The sequence below is a fragment of the Lachnospiraceae bacterium JLR.KK002 genome, assembly GCA_036941025.1.
In the GTDB taxonomy this organism is placed as follows: Bacteria; Bacillota; Clostridia; order Lachnospirales; family Lachnospiraceae; genus Petralouisia.
The window spans coordinates 1-24,911 of record JAYMNP010000003.1 but is presented as its reverse complement, the minus strand read 5'-3'; the positions used below and the strand labels follow the sequence as shown (position 1 = coordinate 24,911).

Annotated in this window: 23 protein-coding genes; 1 reads left to right on the top strand and 22 read right to left on the bottom strand. The window is 49.0% G+C overall.

Annotated elements, in window-relative coordinates; translation table 11 throughout:
• Window positions 1-74: 74 nt before the first annotated feature.
• The 9 genes from VSQ32_20865 to VSQ32_20825 form a co-directional block, all read right to left on the bottom strand.
• The gene (locus VSQ32_20865; protein MEH2945212.1) at window positions 75-782 is read right to left on the bottom strand and encodes a class B sortase; all 708 of its coding nucleotides are present in this window, start codon (window positions 780-782) and stop codon (window positions 75-77) included.
• Entirely contained in the window at window positions 769-4,797 is a 4,029-nt protein-coding gene (locus VSQ32_20860) for a SpaA isopeptide-forming pilin-related protein (GenBank protein MEH2945211.1), read from the bottom strand. The genes VSQ32_20865 and VSQ32_20860 overlap by 14 nt, the downstream gene beginning before the upstream one ends.
• Before the next feature lie 255 nt (window positions 4,798-5,052).
• Entirely contained in the window at window positions 5,053-5,652 is a 600-nt protein-coding gene (locus VSQ32_20855) for a TetR/AcrR family transcriptional regulator (GenBank protein MEH2945210.1), read from the bottom strand.
• Between the two features lie 75 nt (window positions 5,653-5,727).
• Window positions 5,728-6,948 (bottom strand): LL-diaminopimelate aminotransferase, encoded by a 1,221-nt coding sequence (locus tag VSQ32_20850; GenBank protein MEH2945209.1) that lies wholly within the window; start codon window positions 6,946-6,948, stop codon window positions 5,728-5,730.
• Window positions 6,949-6,986: 38 nt separating this feature from the next.
• Window positions 6,987-7,832 (bottom strand): diaminopimelate epimerase, encoded by an 846-nt coding sequence (gene dapF / locus VSQ32_20845; GenBank protein ID MEH2945208.1) that lies wholly within the window; start codon window positions 7,830-7,832, stop codon window positions 6,987-6,989.
• A gap of 31 nt (window positions 7,833-7,863) precedes the next feature.
• Window positions 7,864-8,412 carry an ANTAR domain-containing protein gene (locus VSQ32_20840; protein MEH2945207.1) on the bottom strand — a complete coding sequence of 183 codons (549 nt, stop codon included), beginning with the start codon at window positions 8,410-8,412 and terminating at the stop codon, window positions 7,864-7,866.
• An 18-nt stretch (window positions 8,413-8,430) separates the two neighbouring features.
• A complete protein-coding gene (gene glnA, locus VSQ32_20835) occupies window positions 8,431-9,762 on the bottom strand; it encodes a type I glutamate--ammonia ligase (protein MEH2945206.1) in 1,332 nt (443 codons plus the stop codon).
• A 68-nt stretch (window positions 9,763-9,830) separates the two neighbouring features.
• On the bottom strand, window positions 9,831-10,625 hold the full coding sequence (gene hisA / locus VSQ32_20830) for a phosphoribosylformimino-5-aminoimidazole carboxamide ribotide isomerase (protein MEH2945205.1): 795 nt from the start codon (window positions 10,623-10,625) through the stop codon (window positions 9,831-9,833).
• Window positions 10,626-10,639: 14 nt separating this feature from the next.
• Complete coding sequence (locus VSQ32_20825; GenBank protein MEH2945204.1) at window positions 10,640-11,512, bottom strand: ARMT1-like domain-containing protein; 873 nt, start codon at window positions 11,510-11,512, stop codon at window positions 10,640-10,642.
• Between the two features lie 158 nt (window positions 11,513-11,670).
• On the opposite strand from VSQ32_20825, the gene guaB reads away from it, so the two are divergent.
• Window positions 11,671-13,125, top strand: coding sequence for an IMP dehydrogenase (guaB, locus tag VSQ32_20820; GenBank protein MEH2945203.1), 1,455 nt, complete (start codon window positions 11,671-11,673; stop codon window positions 13,123-13,125).
• A 186-nt stretch (window positions 13,126-13,311) separates the two neighbouring features.
• Here the strand turns inward: guaB and VSQ32_20815 are convergent, their stop codons facing one another.
• From VSQ32_20815 to VSQ32_20755, 13 genes are all read right to left on the bottom strand, one after another.
• The gene (locus VSQ32_20815) at window positions 13,312-13,767 is read right to left on the bottom strand and encodes a hypothetical protein (GenBank protein ID MEH2945202.1); all 456 of its coding nucleotides are present in this window, start codon (window positions 13,765-13,767) and stop codon (window positions 13,312-13,314) included.
• A 76-nt stretch (window positions 13,768-13,843) separates the two neighbouring features.
• Complete coding sequence (gene spoVAE / locus VSQ32_20810) at window positions 13,844-14,200, bottom strand: stage V sporulation protein AE (GenBank protein MEH2945201.1); 357 nt, start codon at window positions 14,198-14,200, stop codon at window positions 13,844-13,846.
• 31 nt (window positions 14,201-14,231) lie between these two features.
• The gene (gene spoVAD, locus VSQ32_20805) at window positions 14,232-15,245 is read right to left on the bottom strand and encodes a stage V sporulation protein AD (GenBank protein MEH2945200.1); all 1,014 of its coding nucleotides are present in this window, start codon (window positions 15,243-15,245) and stop codon (window positions 14,232-14,234) included.
• Window positions 15,246-15,386: 141 nt separating this feature from the next.
• Window positions 15,387-16,883, bottom strand: coding sequence for a polysaccharide deacetylase family protein (locus VSQ32_20800; GenBank protein ID MEH2945199.1), 1,497 nt, complete (start codon window positions 16,881-16,883; stop codon window positions 15,387-15,389).
• A gap of 305 nt (window positions 16,884-17,188) precedes the next feature.
• Complete coding sequence (locus VSQ32_20795; GenBank protein ID MEH2945198.1) at window positions 17,189-18,559, bottom strand: MATE family efflux transporter; 1,371 nt, start codon at window positions 18,557-18,559, stop codon at window positions 17,189-17,191.
• A gap of 265 nt (window positions 18,560-18,824) precedes the next feature.
• Complete coding sequence (locus VSQ32_20790) at window positions 18,825-19,730, bottom strand: dihydroorotate dehydrogenase (GenBank protein MEH2945197.1); 906 nt, start codon at window positions 19,728-19,730, stop codon at window positions 18,825-18,827.
• Window positions 19,730-20,497 (bottom strand): dihydroorotate dehydrogenase electron transfer subunit, encoded by a 768-nt coding sequence (locus VSQ32_20785; GenBank protein ID MEH2945196.1) that lies wholly within the window; start codon window positions 20,495-20,497, stop codon window positions 19,730-19,732. Before VSQ32_20785 ends, VSQ32_20790 begins: the two co-directional genes overlap by 1 nt.
• Before the next feature lie 31 nt (window positions 20,498-20,528).
• Entirely contained in the window at window positions 20,529-21,458 is a 930-nt protein-coding gene (gene pyrF, locus VSQ32_20780) for an orotidine-5'-phosphate decarboxylase (GenBank protein MEH2945195.1), read from the bottom strand.
• A 13-nt stretch (window positions 21,459-21,471) separates the two neighbouring features.
• Window positions 21,472-22,746 carry a dihydroorotase gene (locus tag VSQ32_20775; GenBank protein MEH2945194.1) on the bottom strand — a complete coding sequence of 425 codons (1,275 nt, stop codon included), beginning with the start codon at window positions 22,744-22,746 and terminating at the stop codon, window positions 21,472-21,474.
• A gap of 89 nt (window positions 22,747-22,835) precedes the next feature.
• Window positions 22,836-23,417, bottom strand: a complete 582-nt coding sequence (locus VSQ32_20770; GenBank protein MEH2945193.1) for a DUF1653 domain-containing protein — start codon at window positions 23,415-23,417, stop codon at window positions 22,836-22,838.
• Window positions 23,418-23,459: 42 nt separating this feature from the next.
• Window positions 23,460-24,002 (bottom strand): phosphatase PAP2 family protein, encoded by a 543-nt coding sequence (locus VSQ32_20765; protein ID MEH2945192.1) that lies wholly within the window; start codon window positions 24,000-24,002, stop codon window positions 23,460-23,462.
• A gap of 49 nt (window positions 24,003-24,051) precedes the next feature.
• Window positions 24,052-24,699, bottom strand: a complete 648-nt coding sequence (locus tag VSQ32_20760) for a TrkA family potassium uptake protein (GenBank protein ID MEH2945191.1) — start codon at window positions 24,697-24,699, stop codon at window positions 24,052-24,054.
• Between the two features lie 12 nt (window positions 24,700-24,711).
• Window positions 24,712-24,911, bottom strand: a 200-nt coding sequence (locus VSQ32_20755; protein ID MEH2945190.1) for a potassium transporter TrkG, incomplete at its 5' end; no start/stop codon positions are given.

Here is a 24,911-nt window from a genome sequence, read left to right as displayed (position 1 = left end):
TTAAAATGCAGACAGAAAGGAGGCATCCATGACTTCTCCTGCCGCGCCATGGGAATGATGTTTTTCATTCGGCATCATTCCCGTGGCAGGACGCCCTGTACAATTAATCGCTGATTGCGCCGCCCGGTACAGGTAGATAAGGTCACAATTCCGGCCATATTGCCAAAATCAGTGTCCGTATCATACAGAGATTCTGCCGCCGCATGGTTCGCATAATCCAGCAGTTCCTCTTTATCCCTGAAATCCATCCGATAATCATCTCCGTCCGCTTTCACACGCCGAACGGAAAAAACAGGGCAGACATGGCAGAATTCCGGCGTAATCACTGTAAATGCAGGGTGTTCCTCAAAAAAATCTGCTGATTCATATTGCTTCAGAATACCAAACATTTTTCCGTCTGCCCCGTTATGGCCGTAAATAATAAAATGAAGGCTCTCCTGATTTGAGCGGCAGTCTAAAAACAGACTGCCGCATACATTTTCACTTCCGTCCGGCAAATGATTCAGATAAAACTGATTATCCGGGCCTGACATCACCGGATAATTCACTGAAGTGTCCGGAATCTGAAGCCAGCCAATCATGCCGGGATATACGCCGGACAGTTTGGACAGCCACCGGGAATACCCCGTTCCTTCCTCCATGAACACAGCTTCTGCTGCCTGTTCATAAAATTCATCTCCCTGCCGTATCTCCCTGAACTGAACAGCCAGCGCTGCCACTGCTCCTGTAAAAACAGTCAGAAGCATAACATAAAAAACACAGAATCCTCTATTTCTTTTCATTTCTTTTCTCCGCCCAAAGGCCATACACCGTCATAATTGCCAGCAAAATCCCCGATAAAACCGCAATTATAATAAGCCATTCCGTATGATTTCCTGTCCTGGGAATACCGGGATTTTCTGCTGAATCACTGACATTATGATTTTCTGTATTTTCCGTCGTATCTTCCGGCGGCTCAGGCAGTTTCTCTTTACCGGAACCATTTAGCAAATCTTCCGTTCCGGCAGTATCGGAAGTTTCCCGCAAGGCAGCTGTTTCCAAAGTATCGGAACTGCCGGAAGATTCCGGAACATCCGGCACCTCTGATGAATTCGGATGCTCCGGAACATCCGGGGAATCCGGTGATTCGGGAATATCCGGTGTACCGGAAGGATTCTGGCTGTCAGAGGTACCGGGCGGATTCTGATTATCCGGTGCGGCAGAGGTACCGGGTTCTTCGGGATTCACCGGAACTGTCTTCGGACGGTTGGGCACCGTTACCGCAGCCTCTGCCTCATCCGCCTGATACACAGCAGTATTTACTTCATAACCTTCCGGCGCTTCCAGTTCTTTCAGCCAGTATTTCCGACCCTTTGCAAGGCCTGTAAAAGTGAGAATTCCGTCCTGTCCGCTCACATCCTGTTTCAGCAGAGTGTTACATGCTTCTTCTTCATACAGGCCAAAAACTGCCCCTTCCAGAGGCATTGTGCCGCCGCTGGCAACCTTATGGACGGTCAGCGTCCACTGCAGTTCCGGTATCACAGGGCCTGTATCCGTTTTACGGGCCTCATTCGTCACATCCAGCTCCATTCTGGATTTTGCCTCTCCTGCTGTAATCAGAAGACCATCGGCTGTCTCTTTTACCCCTTCCGGAAGCTGTTCCCAGCCGGGGGTACTGTCATATCCGGCAATACTTTCCGTTTCCACCAGTTCGTAACTCCCGCCGGGCTTTACCAGAAATGACACTTTCCCCAGTCTGTCTGTGCTTCCCTGGGCAAAGGGCAGGCCCCGCGTCTGCTTCTCATTATCCCACTGATACAGAGTAAATGTCACGCCTTCCAGAGGCGCCCGATTTTCCCTGTCTGTTTTCGTAATGGCAATTTCGGCTTTCCGGGCGGCAACACCGCCGCCTCCGCCTCCACCGCCGCCTCCCACCGAAGCGCTGTTGTTCTTACTGCCTCCCAGCAGCACGGTACTTCCTTCAAAACGGACGCTGTTACTGTAGCCCCCTGCCTGCCGCTTTATAATGTCTGCCGTATAAGTCAGCACATAAGCGTCACGGCTGTTTCCCTCCAGGGGAAGCTGCACCCTGAAACTGTTATTCTCCGGATTATAATCAGCAGGTTTCAGGGGCTGACCGTCTCCCACTTTCGTATAAGCAGGCTTCTGGCCTGCATTTTCAGTGGTTCCGGACAATTTTACTTTATAAAACCGCAGGGTGTCCATATCTAACTGCAGCCGCGCATCCAGGGTATCCACAAGGGAAGGATGTTCCGGCAGCATAAGCCCGAAAGGATTAATCAGCACCTCATACCGTATAAGTTCGTCCTGACCGTTCACACTGCTGCTTTTTACCAGTCCATGATTGGTAAATCTGTGCTCCACCTTATGGGAAACTTCTGAAAAAACAATCCCGTCTGCCTTCCCTGTCAGAACCGCTGTATTTGTAATCCGGACGTCCTCATTGCTGTTAAATCCGGCTTTTTCCGGCTCCACTTCGGTGTCAAAGGTAACCATGGTCTTTCCTGTAATGCCGCCCAGACGGATGAGCAGTTTCCGGCCCTCCGTATCCGCCGCTGCCTCTGGGATTTCCGGCACGGTGTCCAGAGAGCCATCCACATACGTCAGCCCCGCAGGCAGTACATCCTCCAGAACCACATCGCTCATGGGAAGCCCCGCCGCATTCACCTCCAGAGCCCATTTCATTTTACCGGATTCATAATGATACACCGGTGCTTTTTTCGTCAGAACCGCCGCATTCACATTCACCGTACAATCCGCACTGGCGCTGCGCACCTCTGACGACTGTTTTCCAATCAGCATATCCTCGGTGGAAATCAGATTTCTGAGCTTTTTACCTGCGGTATTATTTGCAAAAATACAGGGGTCGCATACTTTTGTCCTGCAGGTAAAGGTAATGGTTCTGGCGCCGATTTCTCCTGTTCTGACCGTCAGAACCTGCTGATTGTATGTAAATTCCAGCAGCTTTTTTTCATCCTCTGTGGGCGGCCGGTTATCTATCAGCACAGCGATATCCGATACATCTCCTGCCAGTTCCAGGCCTGTATGGTGTCCCTCAATTCCGCAGGAACCTCCGATATCACTGAGATTATCCGTAAATGTTCCGCCTTTGAGCCAGGCTCTGTGAGGATTGATGGTTACCGTCCAGTCAATGGTGCGGGTGGACGGGTTGTACGTGGAACCGGTTTTTACCAGAGTGGATGTACCGGGGGTTCCGCTGCCGTCTCCGCTGTCCACAGGCACCGTAACCTGGGGCGTGGCATATTCCGTATCCTGATAACGAAAGGTAAACCAGGCAGTATTATTTCCCAGGCTGGTTCCGCTGTCATACATTTCCTCCGGCGCCTGAGTCTGATAAGTAATGGTAACCGGCTGGCTGTCCGCTGTCCCAATGGAAACGGTAAACTCATTTTTCTCCCCGGAAGCTGCAGCCATGGGCGCTCCGTTTACCTTCAGAGAATCTTTTACCAGCGCACTTCCGGCCGGAAGCCGGTCATGGAGTGTGAGCCTGTTTTCCTCCGTAAACGAAAATCCGCCGGGAGAAAAACTTATGGTCCAGTCGGTAGTGGAGCCGCTTCCATCCGTGTGGCGGGTGGTTTTTCCTGTTTTGGAAAGCCATTTGGGCTGAGGTACGGTCACAGTCTGGCTGCTGCTGATATTCAGCTTCTGAAACTCCCCGTCCTGCCTGGCAAACAGTCCGGCCTCGTTGGTGATTTTCTGGCCGCCGGCGCTGCCTGGCAGCAGAAGTTCGTCCCGGATAACCGTCTGATATGTGATATGCAGCGGAACCGGCGGATTCCCCTGAGTGGCGGCTCCCGCCCTGAATCTCGTACCTCCGAAAGTCAGCACCGTATGCTCCCCGTTTTCAGATGTTTCTATCAGCACCCAGGATTCTGCCCTGTCATCCACCGCATCACGTGAGGTATAAGTGCTGACCGCGTCGCCATCTATGGTAACACTGCCATCCACATAGCAGTGAACAGCCCTGTCAATGGTATCCCGCAATTCAAACTCAGTGTCCATGGAAATACCATCCTCCGGAGAAGGATTCTGCCAGGGGGTATAGCTGACTGTCCAGGTAATTGTTTTATCCTCCAGTTTCCCGCCCTTTTTCACCTGAGCTCTGGCTTCCAGAGGTTCATTCTCCTGATAGCCGAATCTGAGCTGTTCCCCATTTTCAAATTTCATTGCATAGAGATTGGACTTTCCGTCTATGGGAGCTTCGTCCGCCGGCGGCGCGCCTGCCCGGCTGCAGTTTAAATAAAAAAACGCATCCTGAAGTTCCCCATACTCTGAGAGAACCGTACCGGAACCATCTTCCTTTCCGTCAAATATGACCCAGGCCCTGCTGCCGTCTGCAAAAATAGCTCCGAATTTCTGAGGCCCGTCTTCCGTTTCCATGGTCAGCGCCGACCCCTGCGGCTCCAGATTCGGTAAAATCAGATGGGGAGACACCTCCAGATAATATCTGGTATCTGCCTCGATACGGCCGCACTGTTCCTCCGTAATCTCAAATGCATAACGCAGTGCCAGCATTTTTTCTTTTTCCAGAAGGGTGTTATCCAAAATGGCCGCTCCTTCCGGCTGACCATTTTCAGCCGCATAATGGAGGGTAATACTGTGAAATTCCACAATATCTGCCAGTTTTTCCTCATCCGCCGCACGGGCCGGTGCAGAAAGAAGCCCGGCCGGCAGAGAGAAACATAAAAAGAATACCAGAAGTTTTCTGACAAAGTGCCTCTGACGTTTCCCCCAGACCCGCTTTTTGCTACCGCAACATCCCTGAACATTTAACATTTCATCCCATCCTCCATACCTGCAATTAAAATTTCAGATTCTGATTTTCAGATTCTCCCGGCATTCGTCGAAGCAAATAAACGTTTATTTACTATTATTTAAAAAAAATACCAGAGAATTTCTTTCTGGCTCCATATCCCCCTGGGCACTGCGGTTCTGTGCACATTGATTGCGGGAATAAATATTTATTTACCTTCCCTGGAAAACAAACCGCTTTCACAGCGGTAAGTTTGTCATATTCTTTTCTTCCGCAGACTATTCCGGCTGCAGATAGCTGCTCAGTCCGGTGGCCAGCAGACGGAATACCGTATCTTCTGTTTCCTGGTCGTCAGGAACCACGCCTTCCACCACATATTTGGCATACATTACCGTGGAACTGAGCACATGAAGCCACAGCAAATCCTGATTCATTCGTTTCAAACCGGGAAACATTTCCCGGAAAGCGCGCACCATGACCACAAAGGAATCAAAATAATCTACTTCCCGGACTTTGTCGTATTTTGGAAAAAAAGCGCTGTCCCGAAAACGGTGATAAAAAATCGTCTCATCCGGGTGCGCCACCCAAAACCGAAAGTAAGGCAGCCACAGCTCTTTCACTGCCCCCATGGGATCTGTCACCATGGTCCTGGGATTAAATTCCAGATGATCAAAAATTGCCGCAGCCTGTCTGTCCACCCAGGTAAAGCAATCTACCAGTAACTGATCCTTGCTGTCAAAATAGCGGTACAGCGCTCCGGGAGATATCCCGGCCAGCTCACTGACATTCTGGATACGCGCCCCTTCCAGGCCATACTGTCGTACAGCCTTCATTGCCGCAAAAATAATCCGCGTTTTCGTATCATCCAGGGCGATCACGCTCCCTTCCTTTCAGGCTCACTTATCTTTTGTCTGAAATTATACACTGTTCCGCCTGTATTGACAACACTTTTTTCAAAATGCCTGTTTCTGAATCCGCTCCAGAGCCGCCAGAGTATTTTCATAACTCCCAAATGCAGTCAGCCGGAAATATCCTTCGCCGCTGGGGCCGAATCCGGAACCTGGAGTTCCCACCACACCGGCCTGCTCCAGCAATACATCAAAAAATTCCCAGGAAGTCATGTTTCCCGGTGTTTTCAGCCAGATATACGGTGCGTTGACGCCGCCGAATACGCTATAGCCCGCTTTTTGCAGACCGTTTTTGATAGCCGCGGCATTTTTCATATAATAAGCCACCTGCTCTTTTAACTGGGCTTTTCCTTCCGGGCTGTAGACTGCCTCCCCTGCCCGCTGGATAATGTAGGGCGCTCCGTTGAATTTCGTCCCGTGGCGTCTTGCCCACATCTGATGCAGGGAAACATTTCCGCATTTTAATTCCTTCGGTACCACCGTATAACCCAGGCGCACCCCGGTAAATCCCGCATTTTTGGAAAAACTCTTTAACTCTATGGCGCATGTTCTGGCGCCCCGGCACTCAAAAATGGAGTGAGCCACATCTTCCTCCGAAATATATGCTTCATAGGCTCCGTCATAGATAATTACCGCTCCCGCTTTATTGGCATAATCCACCCATTCCTGGAGTTGTGCTCTGGTAATGGTGGTACCGGTGGGATTGTTGGGCAGACAAAGATAAATCATATCCGGCGTTTCTTCCGGAAATTCCGGTACGAATCCATTTTCCATGATGCAGGGCATATAAATCACATTGCTCCAGATTTCTTTTTCCCTGTCATACATCCCGGTTCTGCCCGCCATGACATTGGAATCCACATACACAGGATACACCGGGTCGCAGACTGCGATTCTGTTTTCCGCACCGAAAATTTCCTGAATATTGGCGGAATCGCTCTTTGCACCGTCAGAAACAAAAATCTCATCGGCAGAAATATCGCAGCCTCTGGCTTTGTAATCATGCTCCGCAATGGCATTTCTCAGGAAATCATAGCCCAAATCCGGCGCATAGCCCCGGAACGTAGCTGCATTTCCCATCTCGTCTACCGCCTTATGCATGGCTTCGATAATGGCCGGAGCCAGAGGCTGGGTTACGTCTCCGATTCCCAGACGGATAATCTCTCTGTCCGGATTGGCCTCCGTAAAAGCTGCTACTTTCTTTGCAATGGTGCTGAACAGGTAACTGCCCGGCAGTTTCTGATAATTCTCGTTAATTTTATACATAACTTACGCCTCTCTGTTTACGCTGTTTCACTGTAATATTACTCCCAGGGGAGCTGAATCTCCCCGTCAAATACGGTGGTTGCCGGCCCTGTCATATACACCGGAGCATCCGCTCCCGCCCATGCAATCTTAAGGTCTCCTCCCAGAAGCCGCACCGTCACTTCCTGTTCCGCTTTTCCGTTTAAGATGGCGGCCGCTGCTGTGGCGCAGGCTCCGGTGCCGCAGGCCAGGGTTTCTCCGCTGCCCCGCTCCCACACCCGCATACGCAGGGTATTTCTGTTTATGATATTTACAAATTCCGTATTAATTCTCCGGGGAAATCTGGGATGATTCTCAAAGGAGGGCCCGATTTTTTCCAAATCCAGATTCCGGACGTCCTCCTCCATAAAAATCACACAATGGGGATTTCCCATGGAAATACAGGTCATCTGATATACGTTTCCATCCACCTCCAGCGGCACATTTACCGCCTGTGCCCCTTCCGCCAGTACAGGAATCTTCTCCGGCATCAGCTCCGGGGCTCCCATGTTGACTTTTACCTGAGAGACTTTTCCATGCTCTACGGTCAAATCCAGATATTTGATTCCTCCCAGCGTTTCCACACTGATACTGGTTTTATCTGTCAGACCGTAATCATACACATATTTGGCCACGCAGCGAATCCCGTTTCCGCACATTTCCCCGCGGGAACCGTCTCCGTTGTACATGGCCATTTCAAAATCCGCATTTTGGGAAGGGTTTATCAGAATCAGACCGTCGCTTCCGATTCCAAAATGTCTGTCGCTGACAAATCTGGCCGTTTCCTCCGGACTGGCCACCTGTTCTCTGAAACAGTTCACATACACATAGTCGTTTCCAATTCCATGCATTTTTGTAAATTTCATTCTGATTTACATTCCTTTCTCCGGAGCATACTCAACTATGCTCCAGCATACTCAGAATCATCTGCGCTGCTTCCGCCAGCCCTGTGCCGCTGTCCATACTGCTTTTCTGGATATAGCGGTGGGCCTCCTCCTCAGTCATCTGCTTTCGGAGCATCAGAAGTTCCTTCGTCTGCTGAATCATCTGCTTTTCTTTCTCGCTCCTCTGCTCCGGCCGGGACTTCCTGCTCCGTCTGTTCCGGGCTATGGAACGGCACATCAGTTCCAGTGTACTCACCAGTTCATGGACTTTTAAAGGCATGGACAGATATGTCATACGCTCCATGGATTCCCCCCAGGTGCCGGGCCCTGCCAGCACCAGCATTTCAAAACAGGGAGACAGATATTCCCGGAGCTGGCCGCACATCATATCCTGCAGGCGGGCGGCGCATATCACGATTCCTTCGCCCGGTATATCCGCGTGCTGCAGTACCTGAGCGCCTGCTGTGCAAACAGCATTTACGTGAAATCCATGCTGCACCAGAATATTCTTAATACTTTTTCCATTTTCCATTTTGGGAAATGCTACGATTACCGAAACCATGACGCACGCTCCATGGCTCTATATTCTGTACAGATAACTGCTGATTTCCCATTCGGTAACCTGTTCCCGGTAAGACTCCCATTCCGCCTCTTTTGCTTCCGCATATTTTTCCGAAATGTGGGCGCCCAGCACGCTGCAGATAAACGTGTCCTGTTTCATTGCTTTCACCGCATCGTGAAGATTTACCGGAAGAGACTCGATGCGGAGCTTTTCTTTTTCCGTTTTCTGCATATGGAAAATATTGCTCTTTACCGGAGCCGGGGGCTCCATATGATTTTTTATGCCATCCAGCCCTGCTGCCAGACAGACCGCCAGAGCAAGATAGGGATTTGCCGCCGGATCCGGGCACCGCAGTTCAATTCTGGTGGCTTCCCCTCTGGCTGCCGGAATCCGAATCAGAGGGCTCCGGTTGGTAGCGGACCAGGCAATATAGACGGGAGCCTCATAGCCTTTCACCAGACGCTTGTAAGAATTGACCAGCGGATTGGTAATGGCAGTCATGCCCTGCATATGCTTCATCAGTCCTCCGATAAAATAATAAGCCTCCTGGCTCAGCCCCAGTTCATCCGACGGATCCTGGAAAATATTTTTCCCGTCCCTGGATACGGACATATTGATGTGCATTCCGGAACCGTTGATTCCGTATTTTGGCTTCGGCATAAAGCTGGCAAACAGACCGAACCGTTTTGCAATGGTTTTGACCGCCAGTTTAAAGGTCATGATATTGTCGGCTGTCCGCAGCCCTTCATCATAGCGGAAATCAATCTCATGCTGGGCCGGCGCCACCTCATGGTGGGAGGCCTCTATTTCAAATCCCATTTCTTCCAGCGCCAGCACCATGTCCCGCCTTGCATTTTCGCCCAGATCCACAGGCCCCAGATCAAAATAGCCTGCCCGTTCATGGGTCAGGGTGGTGGGACAGCCATCCTCATCCGTATGGAACAGGAAAAACTCGCACTCCGGCCCCACGTTAAACTGATAGCCCATTGCAGCGGCCTCCGCCAGCGTTTTTTTCAAAATGTACCTGGGATCTCCCTCAAAAGGCGTCCCGTCCGGACGGTAAATATCACAGATAATCCTTGCCACTTTTCCCTGCTGAGGTCTCCAGGGGAAAATTGCAAAGGTATCCAGATCCGGATACAGGTACATATCGGATTCCTCAATACGCACAAATCCTTCTATGGAAGAACCGTCAAACATACATTGATTATCCAGTGCTTTTTCCAGCTGGCTTTTGGTAATTGCCACATTCTTCAGTGTTCCAAACATATCCGTAAACTGCAGGCGGATAAATTCCACATCTTCCTCCTCCACCATCCGGATAATATCCTGTTTTGTGTATCTGCCCATGGCGTCACTACTCCTTTACATCCATTGTCCCCCTTCCAGACCCCGGAAGAAGAACGGGTTTCCTGTTGTCACGCCATATTATACGCAGTCTTTTTGCAGAAAGTCAACACCTGATTCAGGGGCATATTGCCGCCGAACAAATCCAGCGCGCTTCCGATGGTCACATGCAGACGGTTCTTTCCCAGTTTCTTTAACTGCTCCAAATCTGAAAAACTGCCCACGCCTCCGGCATAGGTTATGGGGATTTTTCCCCACCCTCCCAGTAATTTTACCAGTTCTGTCTCGATTCCCCTGGCTTTTCCTTCCACATCCACCGCATGGACCAGAAATTCATCCGCATACCCGGACAGCTTTTCCAGCAGGGATTCCGTCAGCTTTTCATCGGTGAATTTCTGCCACCGGTCTGTGACAATATAGTAATCCTCTCCGCGCCTGCGGCAGCTCAAATCCAGCACCAGGCGCTCTTTTCCGGTGATTTTCCGCAGTTTGTCCAGATTCCCGTAATGAATCATTCCTCCCTGAAATACATGGGAGGTCACAATCACATGGCTGGCCCCGGCCCGCAGGAACTCCAGCGCATTGTCCCCGCAGATACCGCCTCCCACCTGCATACCGCCGGGCCAGGCGGCAAGAGCTTTCATGGCCTGCTCCCTGGTGGCTTCATAATAAGGGCTGTCCGTCCTGTTCAGAAGAATAATATGCCCCCCTCTGATTCCATGGTTCCGGTAAAGTCCGGCAAAAAAAGCACCGTCCTGCTCCGATACAAAATTTTCTTCTGCCTGATTATTTTCATCTCTCAGGCTTCCTCCCACAATCTGTTTTACTTTTCCATTGTGGATATCAATACACGGCCGAAATTCCATTCTGTCCGCCCTTTCTATATCCGCACTCTTTTTTCACTGACCAGCATACCCTGAAACTGTTCCACCTGAAATCTTCCGGAAAACAGCTCGCATTTACATAAAAACAGATAGTAAATATTTTTCCCGCATCCGTGCAGTGATTCAAAGTTTCCCTGTCCCTTGGCCAGAATCAGATCCGCCTTATCAAGCACCTCCCGTGTTTCCTCCGGAAGCTCTGAGAGCACCACCCCCGTAATGGAACTGTTATTTGTTATCACGGGAACTTCTCCGGTGATTCCTGTCATTTCCGCATCTTCCATGGTGGCGTCATTGACCGCCTCCCGGCCCCGGACCATGGCGGTGATATGTAAATTCGGATATGATTTTTTCAGCTCCCGAATCAGCAGCTTGTCCAGTACAATCTCCCCGCAGTTATCCATAATATAAACCAGTTCCGACGCCTGCTCCAGGTCTTTTAACAGATATGCGTATTCTGTCTCGTCTATGGAATCTTTTTCGTTGTGAAACAGTTTCAGAAATTCCTCTTTTGAGACATGTTCCAGCGCCGAAAAATCAATATAATTTCCGATTCTGGCAAAGCGCATGGCTTCTTTCAGCGCATCCCCACTTTCCTGAATCATCTGTGCCAGTTCATCCTCCAAATCCAGCAAAAACTGGTTAAACTCCCGTTTCTTCCGGGGCATTTCTTCATCTTTTCCGAAATATTTTTCCCGGATTTCCGTCATCAGCGCCAGAATCCAGGGAGCGCTGTACTCCGGCCCGCAGCTTCCCGTCAGGGTCATAATTTCTTTTATAAAAGCAGCTTTCCTCTCCTCATCGTCAAATTTACGAATCTGGCGTTCCTGCTGATTAATCATACAGCACATACATTTGGCATATAATTGCATGGCAGTTCCTCCTTTTGTTTGCAGGTTTATCCTATCATAATATAAGGTATTTGTCCACGATTGCCGGAAACAGAATTCAGGCGTTGACAGTTCCCTGCTTTTTTGTTAAAATCGTGGGAATAACAAAAAATTAAAATTCACAGAAAGCGAGGAAAACAATGGGTACAATTATCGGCGAAGGAATCACATTTGATGACGTATTATTAGTTCCTGCATATTCAGAAGTTACACCGAATATGGTGGATCTTTCTACCAGTTTAACCAAAACAGTCAGGCTGAACATCCCCATGATGAGCGCAAGCATGGACACAGTTACAGAACACAGAATGGCAATTGCCATGGCCCGTCAGGGCGGCATCGGCATTATTCATAAAAATATGTCTGTGGCTGCCCAGGCAGAAGAAGTTGACAAAGTAAAACGTTCTGAAAACGGGGTTATCACCGATCCCTTTTCCCTTTCTCCCGAACATACCCTGCAGGATGCGGACAACCTGATGGGAAAATTCCGGATTTCCGGCGTCCCGGTCACAGAACATGGCAAATTAGTGGGTATCATCACCAACCGCGATTTGAAATTTGAAGAGGACTTTTCCAGGAAAATCAAAGAATCCATGACTTCGGAGGGACTGGTGACTGCCAGAGAAGGCATCACTCTGGAAGAAGCCAAGACCATTCTGGCGAAAGCGAGAAAAGAAAAACTTCCCATTGTAGATGAACATTTCAACCTCAAAGGTCTGATTACCATTAAGGATATTGAAAAACAGATTAAATACCCCCTGTCAGCCAAGGACGAGCAGGGCAGGCTTCTCTGCGGCGCCGGCGTGGGCATCACCTCCAACATGATGGAACGCGTGGAAGCCCTTGTCGATGCCAAAGTTGACGTCATTGTGGTGGACTCCGCTCATGGCCATTCCAAAAACATTCTGGACGCAGTGAAACAGATTAAATCTGCTTATCCGGATTTACAGGTAATTGCCGGAAATGTAGCCACCGGCGCTGCCACCAAAGCACTGATTGAAGCCGGTGCAGATGCGGTAAAGGTGGGAATCGGACCTGGCTCCATCTGTACTACCCGTGTGGTGGCCGGTATCGGAGTTCCTCAGATTTCAGCCATTATGAACTGCTACAATGTGGCAAAAGAATATGGTATCCCCATTATTGCAGACGGAGGTATCAAGTACTCCGGCGATATGACGAAGGCAATCGCTGCCGGAGCCAACGTATGTATGATGGGAAGTATTTTTGCCGGCTGCGATGAAAGCCCCGGAACTTTTGAGCTGTATCAGGGCAGAAAATACAAGGTATACCGCGGTATGGGTTCCCTGGCAGCCATGGAAAACGGCTCCAAAGACCGTTATTTCCAGCAGGACGCCAAAAAGCTGGTACCGGAAGGAGTGGAAGGCCGGGTTGCCTACAAGGGCTCCGTAGAGGACACCGTGTTCCAGTTAATCGGCGGACTCCGTTCCGGCATGGGATACTGCGGCGCTCCCACCATTGAAACCTTAAAGGAAACCGGACAGTTTATGAAGATTTCCGCTGCTTCCTTAAAGGAAAGCCATCCTCATGATATCCATATCACCAAAGAAGCGCCCAACTACAGTATTGATGAATAAATTTCCACAGAGAGCCGGTAACTGCCCTGAACAGTCCGCAGTTACCGGCTCTCTGTTTTTCATCTTATGGGAAGACACTTTCATGCTTTAGCGTGACAAGATCTTTCCTGTAAGATAAAAAGAGCGGCACCGTCTCCAAAGACCCTGCCGCTCTTTTTCTGTATCTTTGATACCGCTCACCGTCAGTTACGGATTCTTCTTATCCTTGCTGTTGGTTTTATCAGTATTTTTGTCTGTTCCGTTATTATTGGTATTTTTATCGTTGTTATTATTATTGTTGTTATTGTTATCGGTTCCGTTGGTTAAGTCTTCCACACCGTTCTCCACATCATCCCCAAGGTCTTCCACACCGTCTACAATGTCATCCACAACGCCATCCGCATCATCTGTTACCTTGTCATTGTTGGTGGTTCCATTGTTATTGTCTGTGGTTCCATTGGTTCCATTGTTATTGTTGGTAGTTCCATTGGTTCCGTTGGTATTATTGGTGGTTCCGTTCGTTCCGTTCGTTCCGGTACCGTTGTCATTTACTCCGTCCTCTGCGGTATTATCCTTACCGTTATCATTGGTGCCGCAGGCGGTTACACTGCTCAGAACCAGAACCAGCAGACAGCCCAGCAAAATTTTCTTAAACTGCTTCATAATAAAATCTCCTTTTCCATAAAATTTTCTTCGCTGTATTAATGTGGGCAGATTTCTCAAATTTATACCTGTTTGCTTATTTTTTCATTTTCGGCTGGAAAATCAGGCTGGCCAGATACCCGAATACAAGAGCCGCTGAAATTCCCACCGCGCTGGCGGTAAAGCCTCCCATAAAAATTCCGATAAATCCGTCGGTCTGTACCGCTTCCTGAATGCCTTTCCAGAGCGTATTGCCAAATCCCAGCAGGGGCACGCTGGCTCCGGCTCCGGCAAATTCCCGGAAAGGCTCATAAATCTGAAGGGCGCCCAGCACCGCTCCGCTGCATACCAGCAGCACCATAATCCGTCCGGGCAGCATTTTCGTTTTTTCCATTAAAATCTGAGTCAGGGCACAAATCAGTCCTCCCACCCAAAAAGCATTTACATAATCCATCTGATTCCTCCTTATTGATTCTCATTAAAAGCTATCCCGCATATTCAATTACCACTCCATGGGCAATACCCGGCACACTCTGCCCCTCGTTAAAGCTGACGGTGGACAGCAATGCCCCGGTGGGAACGAACAGCACACGTTTGTATGTGCCTTTCTCCAGCTTGGGCAGAATATATGCGCTCAGAGTCACCGCCGAACAGCCGCACCCGCTGCCTCCTGCATTGGTATTCTGGGTTTCACTGTCAAAAATCTCAATGCCGCAGTCCATATGCACCGTGGAAATGTCGTATCCTTTCTTCTTCAGCAGGTCAATGAGAATTTCCTGCCCTACCGTTCCCAGATCTCCGGTTATGATTTTGTCATAATCCTCCGGCTGCCGCTTGAAATCCACCAGATTCTGATAAATAGTATCGCAGGCGGCAGGGGCCATGGCAGCCCCCATGTTCATGGAGTCTTTCACGCCGTAGTCCACCACTTTTCCCGTGGTAATTCCGGTAATTCTGAGATGGCTTCGTTTTGTGCCAAGTACAAAGGCTCCGCTTCCCGTAACCGTCCAGGTAGCTGACAGGGGCCTTTGACTGGCATATTCCAGGGGAAAGCGAAACTGTTTCTCCGCACTGGCAAAGTGGCTGGAAGTAACTGCCAGCACATTGTCTCCATAACCTGCGGCCACTGCCATGGCTGCCAGAGATAAGGACTCTCCTGCAGTAGAACAGGCGCCGTACAGGCCGAACAGCGGAATGTTCAGCTCCATCAGGCCAAACGTGGTTGCAATGTTCTGGCCCAGCAAATCTCCTCCGAAAATGTAGCGGATATTTTCTTTTTTCAAATCAGCTTTTCCCAGTGCAAGGGTAGCCGCTTCTTTCTGGAGGGTGCTTTCCGCCTCCTCCCAGGTCTCTTCTCCGAATTTATCGTCGGAACCCACCACGTCAAATAATTTTCCCAGGGGACCTTCTCCCTCTTTGGTACCCACAATACTGGCACTGCTCTGAATATAGGGCGCCTGCTCAAACCGGATACTCTGTGTCCCAACTGTCTGTGACATAATATTTCCTCCTGCATGTTCTTTTATTTTCTGTTTCTTTTATTATGTCCTTTTCTTTTTATTTTTACTCAAAAACAGCCATCCGGAACTTCAGGCTATTCCGGGTGGCTGTTATAACACCGTTATTAAAATTATTTTCTTTTATTTGTTCAGCGGAGGAACCGGAGGTCTTTTGGGATCAATGATTTCAGAAGCATTGAACAAATCCGACAATGTATTTTCCTGACCGACGGAATTATAGTAAATCCGGAATCCATCCAGATTTCTCCTGCTCTGGCGTACATAATTATCACGAATCTGCACACCATACTGCATGGAATCCACATTGCAGAAATAGTTAAATCCCTGTCCTTTCAGGTATTCAAACTTCTCATTTCCCGGCTGATATCCTTCCGGCCAGCCCGCCAGGTCCTGCCCATGGGCGAAGATGATGGTATCGGTAGCTCCTACTATGGGCTCCACATTTTCTTTCCATTTGGCGGTATCTGCCTGTATCCGCTCCATGGAAGCCTCTCCCACTTTCAGGTGGCCCCAGGTATGGCTTGCAAATCTCCATCCTTCCGCTTTCATGGCTTCTGCCACTTCTTTTGCCTGAGCCCGCTCCGTTTCCAGATTGAAGTCCGGATGTTCTTCCAGCCATTTCTTCTTGTCCGCATTGATATCGTCGGGCACGGTCTGATAACTGATATCCGTACGGTATCCCAGCACCCCGTTATACCCGGTCAGGGCAATGGTGCCTCGCGCGCCTTTATAAGCGGCGTCCGGATGTTCCTCAATAAATTTATCCAGCAGCGGCACCGCATCGAAATCTCCCACCACGGTAGTTCCGTCATCCTGGACGTATTCACATTTGGGCTTACCGTTTTCATCCACAATCATTTTGGACGCATATCCATATCCGTCGTAACTGTGATAGTAGGACAAATCATCCAGAGACAGCACAAAGGCCTTCTTTCCCGGCGGAAGCATTATGGTTCCCTCTTTAAAATGAGAAACCCCGTTTTCATCTACCGTTTCTTCTGCAATATCATGCAAATCCACCAGTACATAACCTTCGTCATACATGGTCTGAGTAATTTTATTAAATTCATCTATGGTAGTCATCCACTGATTATTGCCCACTGCCTGCGGGTCGTTCTCCTGATTTGCAAATGCTTTTTCCGGCTCCACTACCAGCGTATGATAAAATACATGGGTAATCTCACTTACATTCACCGGGACGCATTCTGCCTTCCGGGCCTCATAATCCTCAATAGCTGCTGTCATGGCAGTTACAGACTCATAGCCGCTGTAACTCTTTATTTTCTCTATGGCTCCGTCATAATCGTATCCCATGGCCAGACGGTTTGCTTCCTCCAGAATCAGGGCGCTGTCATCCTGGGGTTCCTGCTCTTCCGGCTGTTTTGCCTGTTCCGGTTTATTTTTCACCTCGTCCACCGCAGGGTCTGCAATGGTTTCCACCGTGCCTTTATCCTGTTCTTTGTCTTTCTTTCTACTGGCGGCCATCACTGCAGCCGTCACTCCCACACCGGTAATCACCAGCAAAAGAGCCAGCGTCATTCCCATACGTTTCTGCAGATAACGCTTCTGTTTTCTTCTGTTCTCTCTTCTCTTCATCTCATTCTGTTGCTTTTCCATACTTCTCTCCCTGTCCATACTCTCTTTTGTCTATCATATATTTTTCTCCTCTATCATATGACAGATTTCCGGAAAAAATCAACCTGTCTTCTGTGAAAACTTTCTTAATATTTTTTAAGAATTTGTAACTATTCAGAACCCCCTGGAAATAGCAATTCAGAACGTTCAAATTTATTTGAAAACGGATGAATTGCTATTTCCAGGAAGGTGATCATCCCCTCAGCCACAGACAAAAGTCCCTTTTGGGACGAATGACAGCTTTGCTGGCATGTCTGTGGCCTGGGGTTCTGAATAGTTACAAGAATTTAAACAGCAATTCTGTTTTCGCCCTCCATCATACGATACAGTTTTTTCATCACATACAGATAAGCCGGTATCAGAAATAAATCTGCACAAATCCATGCCACCGGACTGGCAAAACATGCGGCAATATAGCCAAACACGGGCACAAATCCCAGCCCCACCAGACTCCGGGCCGCCATTTCACACACTCCTGCCAGAATTGCAAACCGGCTGAATCCCAGCCCCTGAATGGTAAACCGGACAATATTTACCAGTGCCAGCGGAAAGAAAAATGCGGCAGTGATGACCAGATAGCTGCTTACATCCTGCAAAATTGCGTGTTCGGAAGGACTGACAAACAGCAATGCAATGGTTTTCCCGAAAAATGCCAGTACCAGAAAGGCAAGAACAGAATAAATCAGTCCCAGCACACAGGTGGATTTCATACCTCTGGAAACACGCTCCAGCTTCCCTGCGCCCACATTCTGTCCCGCATAAGTAGCCATAGTGGAGCCCATGGCGTCAAAGGGACAGCAGAAAAACATGCCGATTTTGGAAGCCGCCGCAATAGCCGCCACCGCCAGGGAGCCAAGGGTATTCACCGACGTCTGAAGAATGACGCTTCCAATGGCGGTAATGGAATACTGCAATCCCATGGGAATTCCCATATTACAGAGATTTTTTACATAAATCCCGTCTGCCCTCCATTCATCTCTGCTCATTTTCAGAATATCAAATCTTTTTATCATATAAATCAGACAGGCAACTCCGGAAATGGCCTGGGAAATTACCGTTGCCCAGGCAGCCCCCGACACTCCCATGTGAAACACCAGAATCAGCACCATATCAAGGATAATGTTCAGCACAGAAGAAAAAATCAGAAAAATCAGAGGGCTTTTGCTGTCTCCCAGGGAACGGATAATCCCGGACAGCAGATTATACAGGTAAATCACCGGAATACCCAGAAATATCACAAAAATATAACTGTACGCTCCGTCCAGAATATCTGCCGGAGTGTTCATCCACAGCAGAATCCGGCGGCAGAGCACACAGACTGCCGCTGTCATCACACCGGCAAATACAATGGAAAGCCATGCGCTGTTGGCCACATATTTGCGCAGCGCATGGTAATCGCCCGCCCCGAACTGCTGGGCCACAGGAATGGCAAATCCATTGCACACACCCATACAGAATCCGATAATCATAAAATTTATGGAACCGGTGGCTCCCACTGCCGCAAGAGCACTCACGCCCAGAAATTTCCCTACGATTACCGTATCCATCATACTGTAAAACTGCTGAAACAGCATTCCGAAAAACAGCGGGATGCAGAACTGCAGAATCAGCTTCATGGGGGAACCATTTGTCATGTCTTTTGTTACGCTTTTAGCCATAATTTTCAGTATCCTCTCTGTCCTTCCAGTTTTGCTCTCAGAGCATATCCTGGCTATTGTATCACTTTCCTCCGCACGATGCAACTAAAAAAAAGAATCCTGATTTGCAGGATTCTCCGCCTGCGTCAGGCCGCTTTGCGACATACTTCATATCCGCCGCAGTGCGATAAAAGGGCCCTGCACATATCTCCCGGTGCAGCGGCCCTTCCGTCTTCCTGTCCTGGTTCGATTCAGATTAAAATTCTTAACTTCCTGTTCTGAAATGTTATCCTCTTACTGCGCCTGTCAGTTCCCGGATATCCTTCACCCCGTACTGTTCCATGTAGTCCTGAATGCCCTCCACAATCTCCATGGTCACTGTGGGATTATGAAAACTGGCGGTTCCCACCGACACTGCAGCGGCTCCTGCCAGAATCAGTTCCAGCGCATCTTCCGCAGTGGTAATTCCACCCATTCCGATAATGGGAATCCGGACTGCCTGGGCAACCTCATATACCATCCGCACTGCTATGGGATGAATGACCGGACCGGAGAGCCCTCCTGTCTTATTGGCAAGGGCAAAGGTCCTGCGGTGCACATCTATTTTCATTCCGGTAATGGTATTAATCAGGGAAATTACATCTGCACCGCCGGCTTCCGCCGCTTTTGCCATCTCCGTAATATCTGTCACATTAGGACTCAGTTTCATAATCACCGGCTGTTTCGCATATTTCTTTATTTCTTTCGTAATCTCTTCCACAGCCTTCGGGTCCTGGCCGAAAGCAATGCCCCCTTCCTTTACATTGGGGCAGGAAATATTGATTTCCAGCATATCCACCGGCTGGCTGGCCAGGCGCTTTACCACCTCGCAGTAATCTTCTGTGGTTCTGCCGCAGACATTTACAATTATCTTCGTGTCATATTTGGTCAGAAAGGGGATATCCCGCTCCACAAATAAATCAATGCCCGGATTCTGAAGTCCCACAGCATTGAGCATTCCTCCGTAAGTCTCCGCCACCCTTGGGGTGGGATTCCCTTCCCAGGGCACGCTGGCCACGCCTTTTGTCACCACTGCCCCCAGTTTATTCAAGTCCACAAATTCCGCGTACTCCGCTCCGGAGCCGAAGGTACCCGATGCAGTCATTACGGGATTTTTCAATGTCACGCCAGCCAGCTTTACTTTTGTGTTCATCAAAACTCCACCTCCTCTGCACGGAATACCGGTCCTTCTTTACATACCCGTTTGTTATTTACATTCGTGTGGCTGTCCCGTTCTTTGGATTTGCACACACAGGCAAGACATGCCCCGATTCCACATGCCATCCGTTCCTCCAGGGATACCCAGCACTCCATCTGCCTTTCTCTGGCAAAGGCTTTTACTGCCCGGAGCATGGGCGCGGGACCGCAGGCATAAATGATTTCTCCGTCCAGCCCGTTTTCCCGTATGGCGTCCAGCACATTTCCTTCCGTGCCGTAGCTTCCGTCTTCCGTGGCAATATAAACGTTCCCCCGGCGTTTGAATTCTTTCTGCAGAAACAGGGAATCCCGGTATCCCAGCACCATCTGTTTCTCACATTTTAACTCTTTTGCAAGCTGCAGCAGAGGTGGAATCCCAATTCCTCCGCCAATTAACAATGCCTTTTTTTCTTTTAAGGGAAATCCGTTTCCCAGAGGGCCCACAATTTCCAGGCTTCCTCCAGTTCTCATTCCGGACAGTTCCTCCGTCCCTTTTCCGGCCACCCGGTATACAATCCGGACCGCCCGGTCTTCTCTGTCCACCTCGCAGATACTGATGGGCCGGGGGAGCAGCCTGCTGCCTTCATGACAGTAAATGGATAAAAACTGTCCCGGTCCCGCCTGTCCTGCAATCTTATCTGTTTTCAACCACATGCTGAAAATCCCATAGGAAATTTCTTCCTGCCGGATAATTACCGCCTGTTCCTTATATCGTTCTGTCATACCTTTCTCCTGCATATCATATTTTATTTGCTCAGGAACGATTCTGCAACGCTCCGCTGATATCCTGAATCATTTCCAGTACTGCCGCTCTGGAGGCTTCCCCGAAATGCTCCGCTCCGAATTTCTGATAAGATTCCTGCTTCCAGGCCGCAATAATACCTCTGGATGAGTTTACAATTGCCCCCAGCCCATCCTCATCAAAGAAATGTACCAGATCTGCTCCTTTGCCTCCCTGGGCTCCGTATCCGGGCACAAGAATATACGTTTTGGGCATGATTTTTCGCAGTACCTTCCCCATCTCCGGATAAGTAGCGCCCACCACTGCCCCGATATAGCTGTAAGAATCTCCCATGCAGTCGGCGCCCCAGCGGGCTACCTGTTCTCCTACGTGCTCATACAGGGGCTTTCCGTCAATCAGCCTGTCCTGAAATTCCCCGCTGGAGGGATTGGAAGTCTTGACCAGAATAAACAGGCCCTTCTTCTCCTGACGGCACACATCAACAAAGGGCTTCACCCCGTCCGTTCCCAGATAGGGGTTTACGGTAATAAAATCTTCATCAAAAGGATGGTACGTTCTGCTTCCCACCGTAACTGTTCCGATATGTCCCGCCGCATAAGCCGCGGATGTAGAACCGATATCACCTCTTTTTATATCGCCGATTACCACCAGATCCTTTTCATGGCAGTAATCCAGGGTTTTCTGAAAGGCTGTAAGCCCCGGTATGCCAAACTGCTCATACATGGCAATCTGAGGCTTTACAGCCGGAATCAGATCCCAGGTATTGTCCACAATCTCTTTGTTAAACTGCCAGATGGCTTCCGCCGCGCCCTCCAGTGTCTCCCCGTATTCCTGAAATGCTTTCTGTTTCACATGTTCCGGAATATACTCCAGCATGGGGTCAAGCCCCACCACCACGGGAGCATGGGTTTTCTGAATTTTTGCTATTAACCTGTTAATCATAACAATCCTCTCTTTACTTCTCGTATACTACTCTGCCGCCTGCAATTGTTGCCATTACCATTCCTTTTACCTTTTTTCCGGCAAAAGGCGTATTTTTTCCTCTGGAATAAAAATCATCGGGATTGATGGTATATTCCTTTTTGGGATGGAATACCACAAGATCCGCTTCTTTCCCTTCTTCCACCACACCCTTGTCCAGTCCCAGAATCCGTGCGGGGTTATAACTCATTTTTTCTGCCATCTGCATAACCGTAAGATAACCCTTGTCCACCAGTTCTGTCATGGTCAGGGCTGCGGCCGTTTCCAGGCCCACAATTCCGAAAGGCGCTTTGCGGATACCCATGCCCTTTTCAATGGCTGTATGGGGCGCATGGTCTGTGGCGATTACATCCATAATATCTGCTTTCAGCCCTTCCCGCAGAGCCTCCACATCTTCTTTCGTGCGCAGAGGCGGATTCATCTTATAATTGGCATCATTTTCTCTGATATCACTGCTGGTCAGGATAAAATGATGAGGACAGACTTCCGCTGTCACGCGGATTCCTTCCTGTCTGGCCATTTCTACCATTTTCACACTGTCTTTTGTGGAACAGTGGCACAGATGAAGAGCCGCGCCCGTTTCTTTTGCCAGCATAATATCTCTTGCCACAATTACGTCTTCCACAGAGTTGCTGATGCCTTTCAGCCTCATTTTCTCCGTAGTTTCATCGGCATTTACCACCCCGCCGTTTACCAGATTGATATCTTCGCAGTGGGCCAGCACCGGTATATCATATTTCACGGCAAGAGTCATGGCTTCCCGGTATAACTGGGCGTTCATAACGGATTTTCCATCTTCGCTGATGGCGGGAATCCCCGCTTCCACCATTCCCTCTATATCTGACAGTACCTCTCCCCGCTGCCCTTTCGTGACAGCTCCGGTCTGCAGCACATGGGCAAGTCCCATGTTTTTTCCCTTGTTATGGACGTAATTTACCACATCTGCATTGTCCACCACAGGTTTGGTATTGGGCATTGCCACTACGGTGGTAAAACCTCCGTGTACCGCTGCCTTTAACCCTGTTTCCACAGTTTCTTTTTCTTCCATTCCAGGATCTCGCAGGTGTACATGCATATCAATAAATCCCGGCATAACATAACAGTCTGCCGCGTCCACCACCCGGTCCGCCTTTACGGATTGTCCGGGAGCAATCTTCTTAATGATACCATCTTCCACAAGTACGTCTGCTTTCTGTTCTGTTTTGTCTCCCGGATTGATTACGGTTCCATTTTTAATTAGAAGCAACATATCTGCATTGAATCCTTTCTGAAAATAATAATCTTTCTTTTTATTTTAGCACAGAAAAAAAGGAGGGGCAACCTCCTTTTCTGCAGTTTCTAACGCCCCACCTCATATTTCTGAAACGTGCGCACACAGGTTTTCAGTTCTTCATAACGCTGGTCCAGAGGGCCTTCCTCAATCACCACATCCAGCACCACCGCCATGTTGTTAATCATCCGGTCCGTAATATCTTCCCGCATATCCAGCAGAATCTCATATTTCTGCTCCATGGTCCTGGCGTCAAAAAATGCCATCAGTTTTTCTTCTGCCGTATCTCCGTATCCGGATTTTCCCGGCGTCTCCGCAGCGTTCCCCCATGCAGATTTTCCCGGCGTCTCCGCAGTGCTCTCCCGTCCGGATTTTTCCGGTACTTTTGCCCGGTCTCCGGAAGTGTTTTCCGGTACTTCCTCCTGAAGCTGAAACCGGTATTTCTGACGTACATCCGGATATTTCTCCCGGTCTGCCAGGCTGACAAACTGTTCCAGAGGCCTGGCATAAACCTGAAAATCTCCGTACAGGGCCTGATAAATCACCAGCAGTTCCCCTGTTTCGGAATGTCTGGCAGTTGTGATAACCTGATACATCTTCTGTTTAAAATGTAAATAGCGTTCTCCGGGTTTTGGATTTCCCTGTGGCATAATATCTCCTCTTTTCTGTAAATTCAGGTAACTTCGGTATACTCATTCTGCTCCGGACGTTTTCCGGCGTTCCGCAAGATGCATGGCGCAGACTGCAGACAGCAGGCCGATAGCCGCCCCGCAGAGCACATCCGTAGGATAATGCACGCCCACATACAGTCTGGACAGGCAGATTATGACTGCCAGAACCAGTGCCGGTACTCCGATATTCCGGGGCAGTTCCCGGAACATGACAAATGCTGCCGCTATGGAGCTGGTGGAATGTCCGGATGGAAAAGACCAGTCCGCGGCAGTTACCAGCGCATGGAGCTCCGGTATCATAGTATAAGGTCTTGGACGCATCACCAGATTTTTCAGCAGCACATTGGTTATCAGCGCTCCGAGTATCAGAGAAAGCGCCATGGCAATTCCTGTTTTCTGATATTTCTTCTGTATCAGAAAGCAGGCAGTCAGGGCAATCCAGACTGCTCCACCGTTTCCCAGAGCAGTGAGAAACAATACGATGGGATCCAGCCATTCAAATCTCAGAAACTCCTGAATAAACAGCAGAATATTCCCGTCCAGCTCCGTAATATATTGTATCATCCCTGCACTCCTTTTATCCTTTGTATGTTTTATGCTGTTCCGTTTCCTGTTATAACCGTTTCAGGATTCGCTCAATATCTTCTTTTTTGCCGATAACCATCAGGTGTTCTTCTTTGATAAATCTGTGATCTGCATCCGGCAGAAGACTGGTATGGCCATCCTGTTTGATTCCCAGAATACTGGCATTGTATGCCACACGAAAATTCACTTCTTTGATGGACCTTCCTATCCATTCTTCCAGAGGCTGAATCTCATAGATGGAGTATTCTCCCATCTCCATATAATCATATACATGGTTGGCACTGACCTTCACGGCAATCCGTTTGGCAATATCCCGGTCGGGATAAACCACCTCATCCGCTCCGTTCCGCAGCAGAAATTTAGCCTGGATATCTCTGGTAGCCTTGCTGATTACATAGGGTGCTCCCAAATCCTTCAGCAGACTGGTAATTTCCAGACTGCTCTGGAAATTTGTGCCAATACACACAAAACAGATATCAAAATTGCTGACTCCAAAACTTTTCAGCACTTCTTCTTTGGTACAGTCCCCGATTTTTGCACTGGTCACAAGAGACAGAATATCCTCCAGATTTTCTTCATTTTCATCCACTGCCATAACGTCATTTCCGTTTTTTACCAGACTCTGGCATAAATGCTTTCCAAATCTTCCCATTCCAATTACAAGGATTGATTTCATGTTCCTTTCCTCCTATCCGATTGTGATACGCTCTATGGGCAGTTTTACCAGGGAGCCCTGCTTTTTCTCCGTAAAAGATAATGCAAAGGACATACTTCCGATTCTTCCGCTGTACATCAGAAATATCAGAAGATATTTTGACGCTGTGGTAACTTCCCTTGTAATTCCCGTTGAAATTCCTACCGTCCCGATTGCTGAAAATATTTCCATAA

Bases quoted from the DNA above. Each gene is read 5' to 3' on its own strand.
- VSQ32_20865 (MEH2945212.1), bottom strand. From the start codon at position 782: ATGAAAAGAAATAGAGGATTCTGTGTTTTTTATGTTATGCTTCTGACT.
- VSQ32_20825 (MEH2945204.1), bottom strand. From the start codon at position 11,512: ATGCAATTATATGCCAAATGTATGTGCTGTATGATTAATCAGCAGGAA.
- spoVAE (MEH2945201.1), bottom strand. From the start codon at position 14,200: ATGGATTATGTAAATGCTTTTTGGGTGGGAGGACTGATTTGTGCCCTG.
- guaB (MEH2945203.1), top strand. From the start codon at position 11,671: ATGGGTACAATTATCGGCGAAGGAATCACATTTGATGACGTATTATTA.
- spoVAD (MEH2945200.1), bottom strand. From the start codon at position 15,245: ATGTCACAGACAGTTGGGACACAGAGTATCCGGTTTGAGCAGGCGCCC.
- VSQ32_20785 (MEH2945196.1), bottom strand. From the start codon at position 20,497: ATGACAGAACGATATAAGGAACAGGCGGTAATTATCCGGCAGGAAGAA.
- VSQ32_20860 (MEH2945211.1), bottom strand. From the start codon at position 4,797: ATGTTAAATGTTCAGGGATGTTGCGGTAGCAAAAAGCGGGTCTGGGGG.
- VSQ32_20815 (MEH2945202.1), bottom strand. From the start codon at position 13,767: ATGAAGCAGTTTAAGAAAATTTTGCTGGGCTGTCTGCTGGTTCTGGTT.
- VSQ32_20795 (MEH2945198.1), bottom strand. From the start codon at position 18,559: ATGGCTAAAAGCGTAACAAAAGACATGACAAATGGTTCCCCCATGAAG.
- VSQ32_20770 (MEH2945193.1), bottom strand. From the start codon at position 23,417: ATGCCACAGGGAAATCCAAAACCCGGAGAACGCTATTTACATTTTAAA.
- VSQ32_20840 (MEH2945207.1), bottom strand. From the start codon at position 8,412: ATGGTTTCGGTAATCGTAGCATTTCCCAAAATGGAAAATGGAAAAAGT.
- VSQ32_20800 (MEH2945199.1), bottom strand. From the start codon at position 16,883: ATGGAAAAGCAACAGAATGAGATGAAGAGAAGAGAGAACAGAAGAAAA.
- VSQ32_20775 (MEH2945194.1), bottom strand. From the start codon at position 22,746: ATGTTGCTTCTAATTAAAAATGGAACCGTAATCAATCCGGGAGACAAA.
- dapF (MEH2945208.1), bottom strand. From the start codon at position 7,832: ATGAAATTTACAAAAATGCATGGAATTGGAAACGACTATGTGTATGTG.
- VSQ32_20765 (MEH2945192.1), bottom strand. From the start codon at position 24,002: ATGATACAATATATTACGGAGCTGGACGGGAATATTCTGCTGTTTATT.
- VSQ32_20850 (MEH2945209.1), bottom strand. From the start codon at position 6,948: ATGTATAAAATTAACGAGAATTATCAGAAACTGCCGGGCAGTTACCTG.
- VSQ32_20760 (MEH2945191.1), bottom strand. From the start codon at position 24,699: ATGAAATCAATCCTTGTAATTGGAATGGGAAGATTTGGAAAGCATTTA.
- pyrF (MEH2945195.1), bottom strand. From the start codon at position 21,458: ATGATTAACAGGTTAATAGCAAAAATTCAGAAAACCCATGCTCCCGTG.
- hisA (MEH2945205.1), bottom strand. From the start codon at position 10,625: ATGGAATTTCGGCCGTGTATTGATATCCACAATGGAAAAGTAAAACAG.
- VSQ32_20790 (MEH2945197.1), bottom strand. From the start codon at position 19,730: ATGAACACAAAAGTAAAGCTGGCTGGCGTGACATTGAAAAATCCCGTA.
- glnA (MEH2945206.1), bottom strand. From the start codon at position 9,762: ATGGGCAGATACACAAAACAGGATATTATCCGGATGGTGGAGGAGGAA.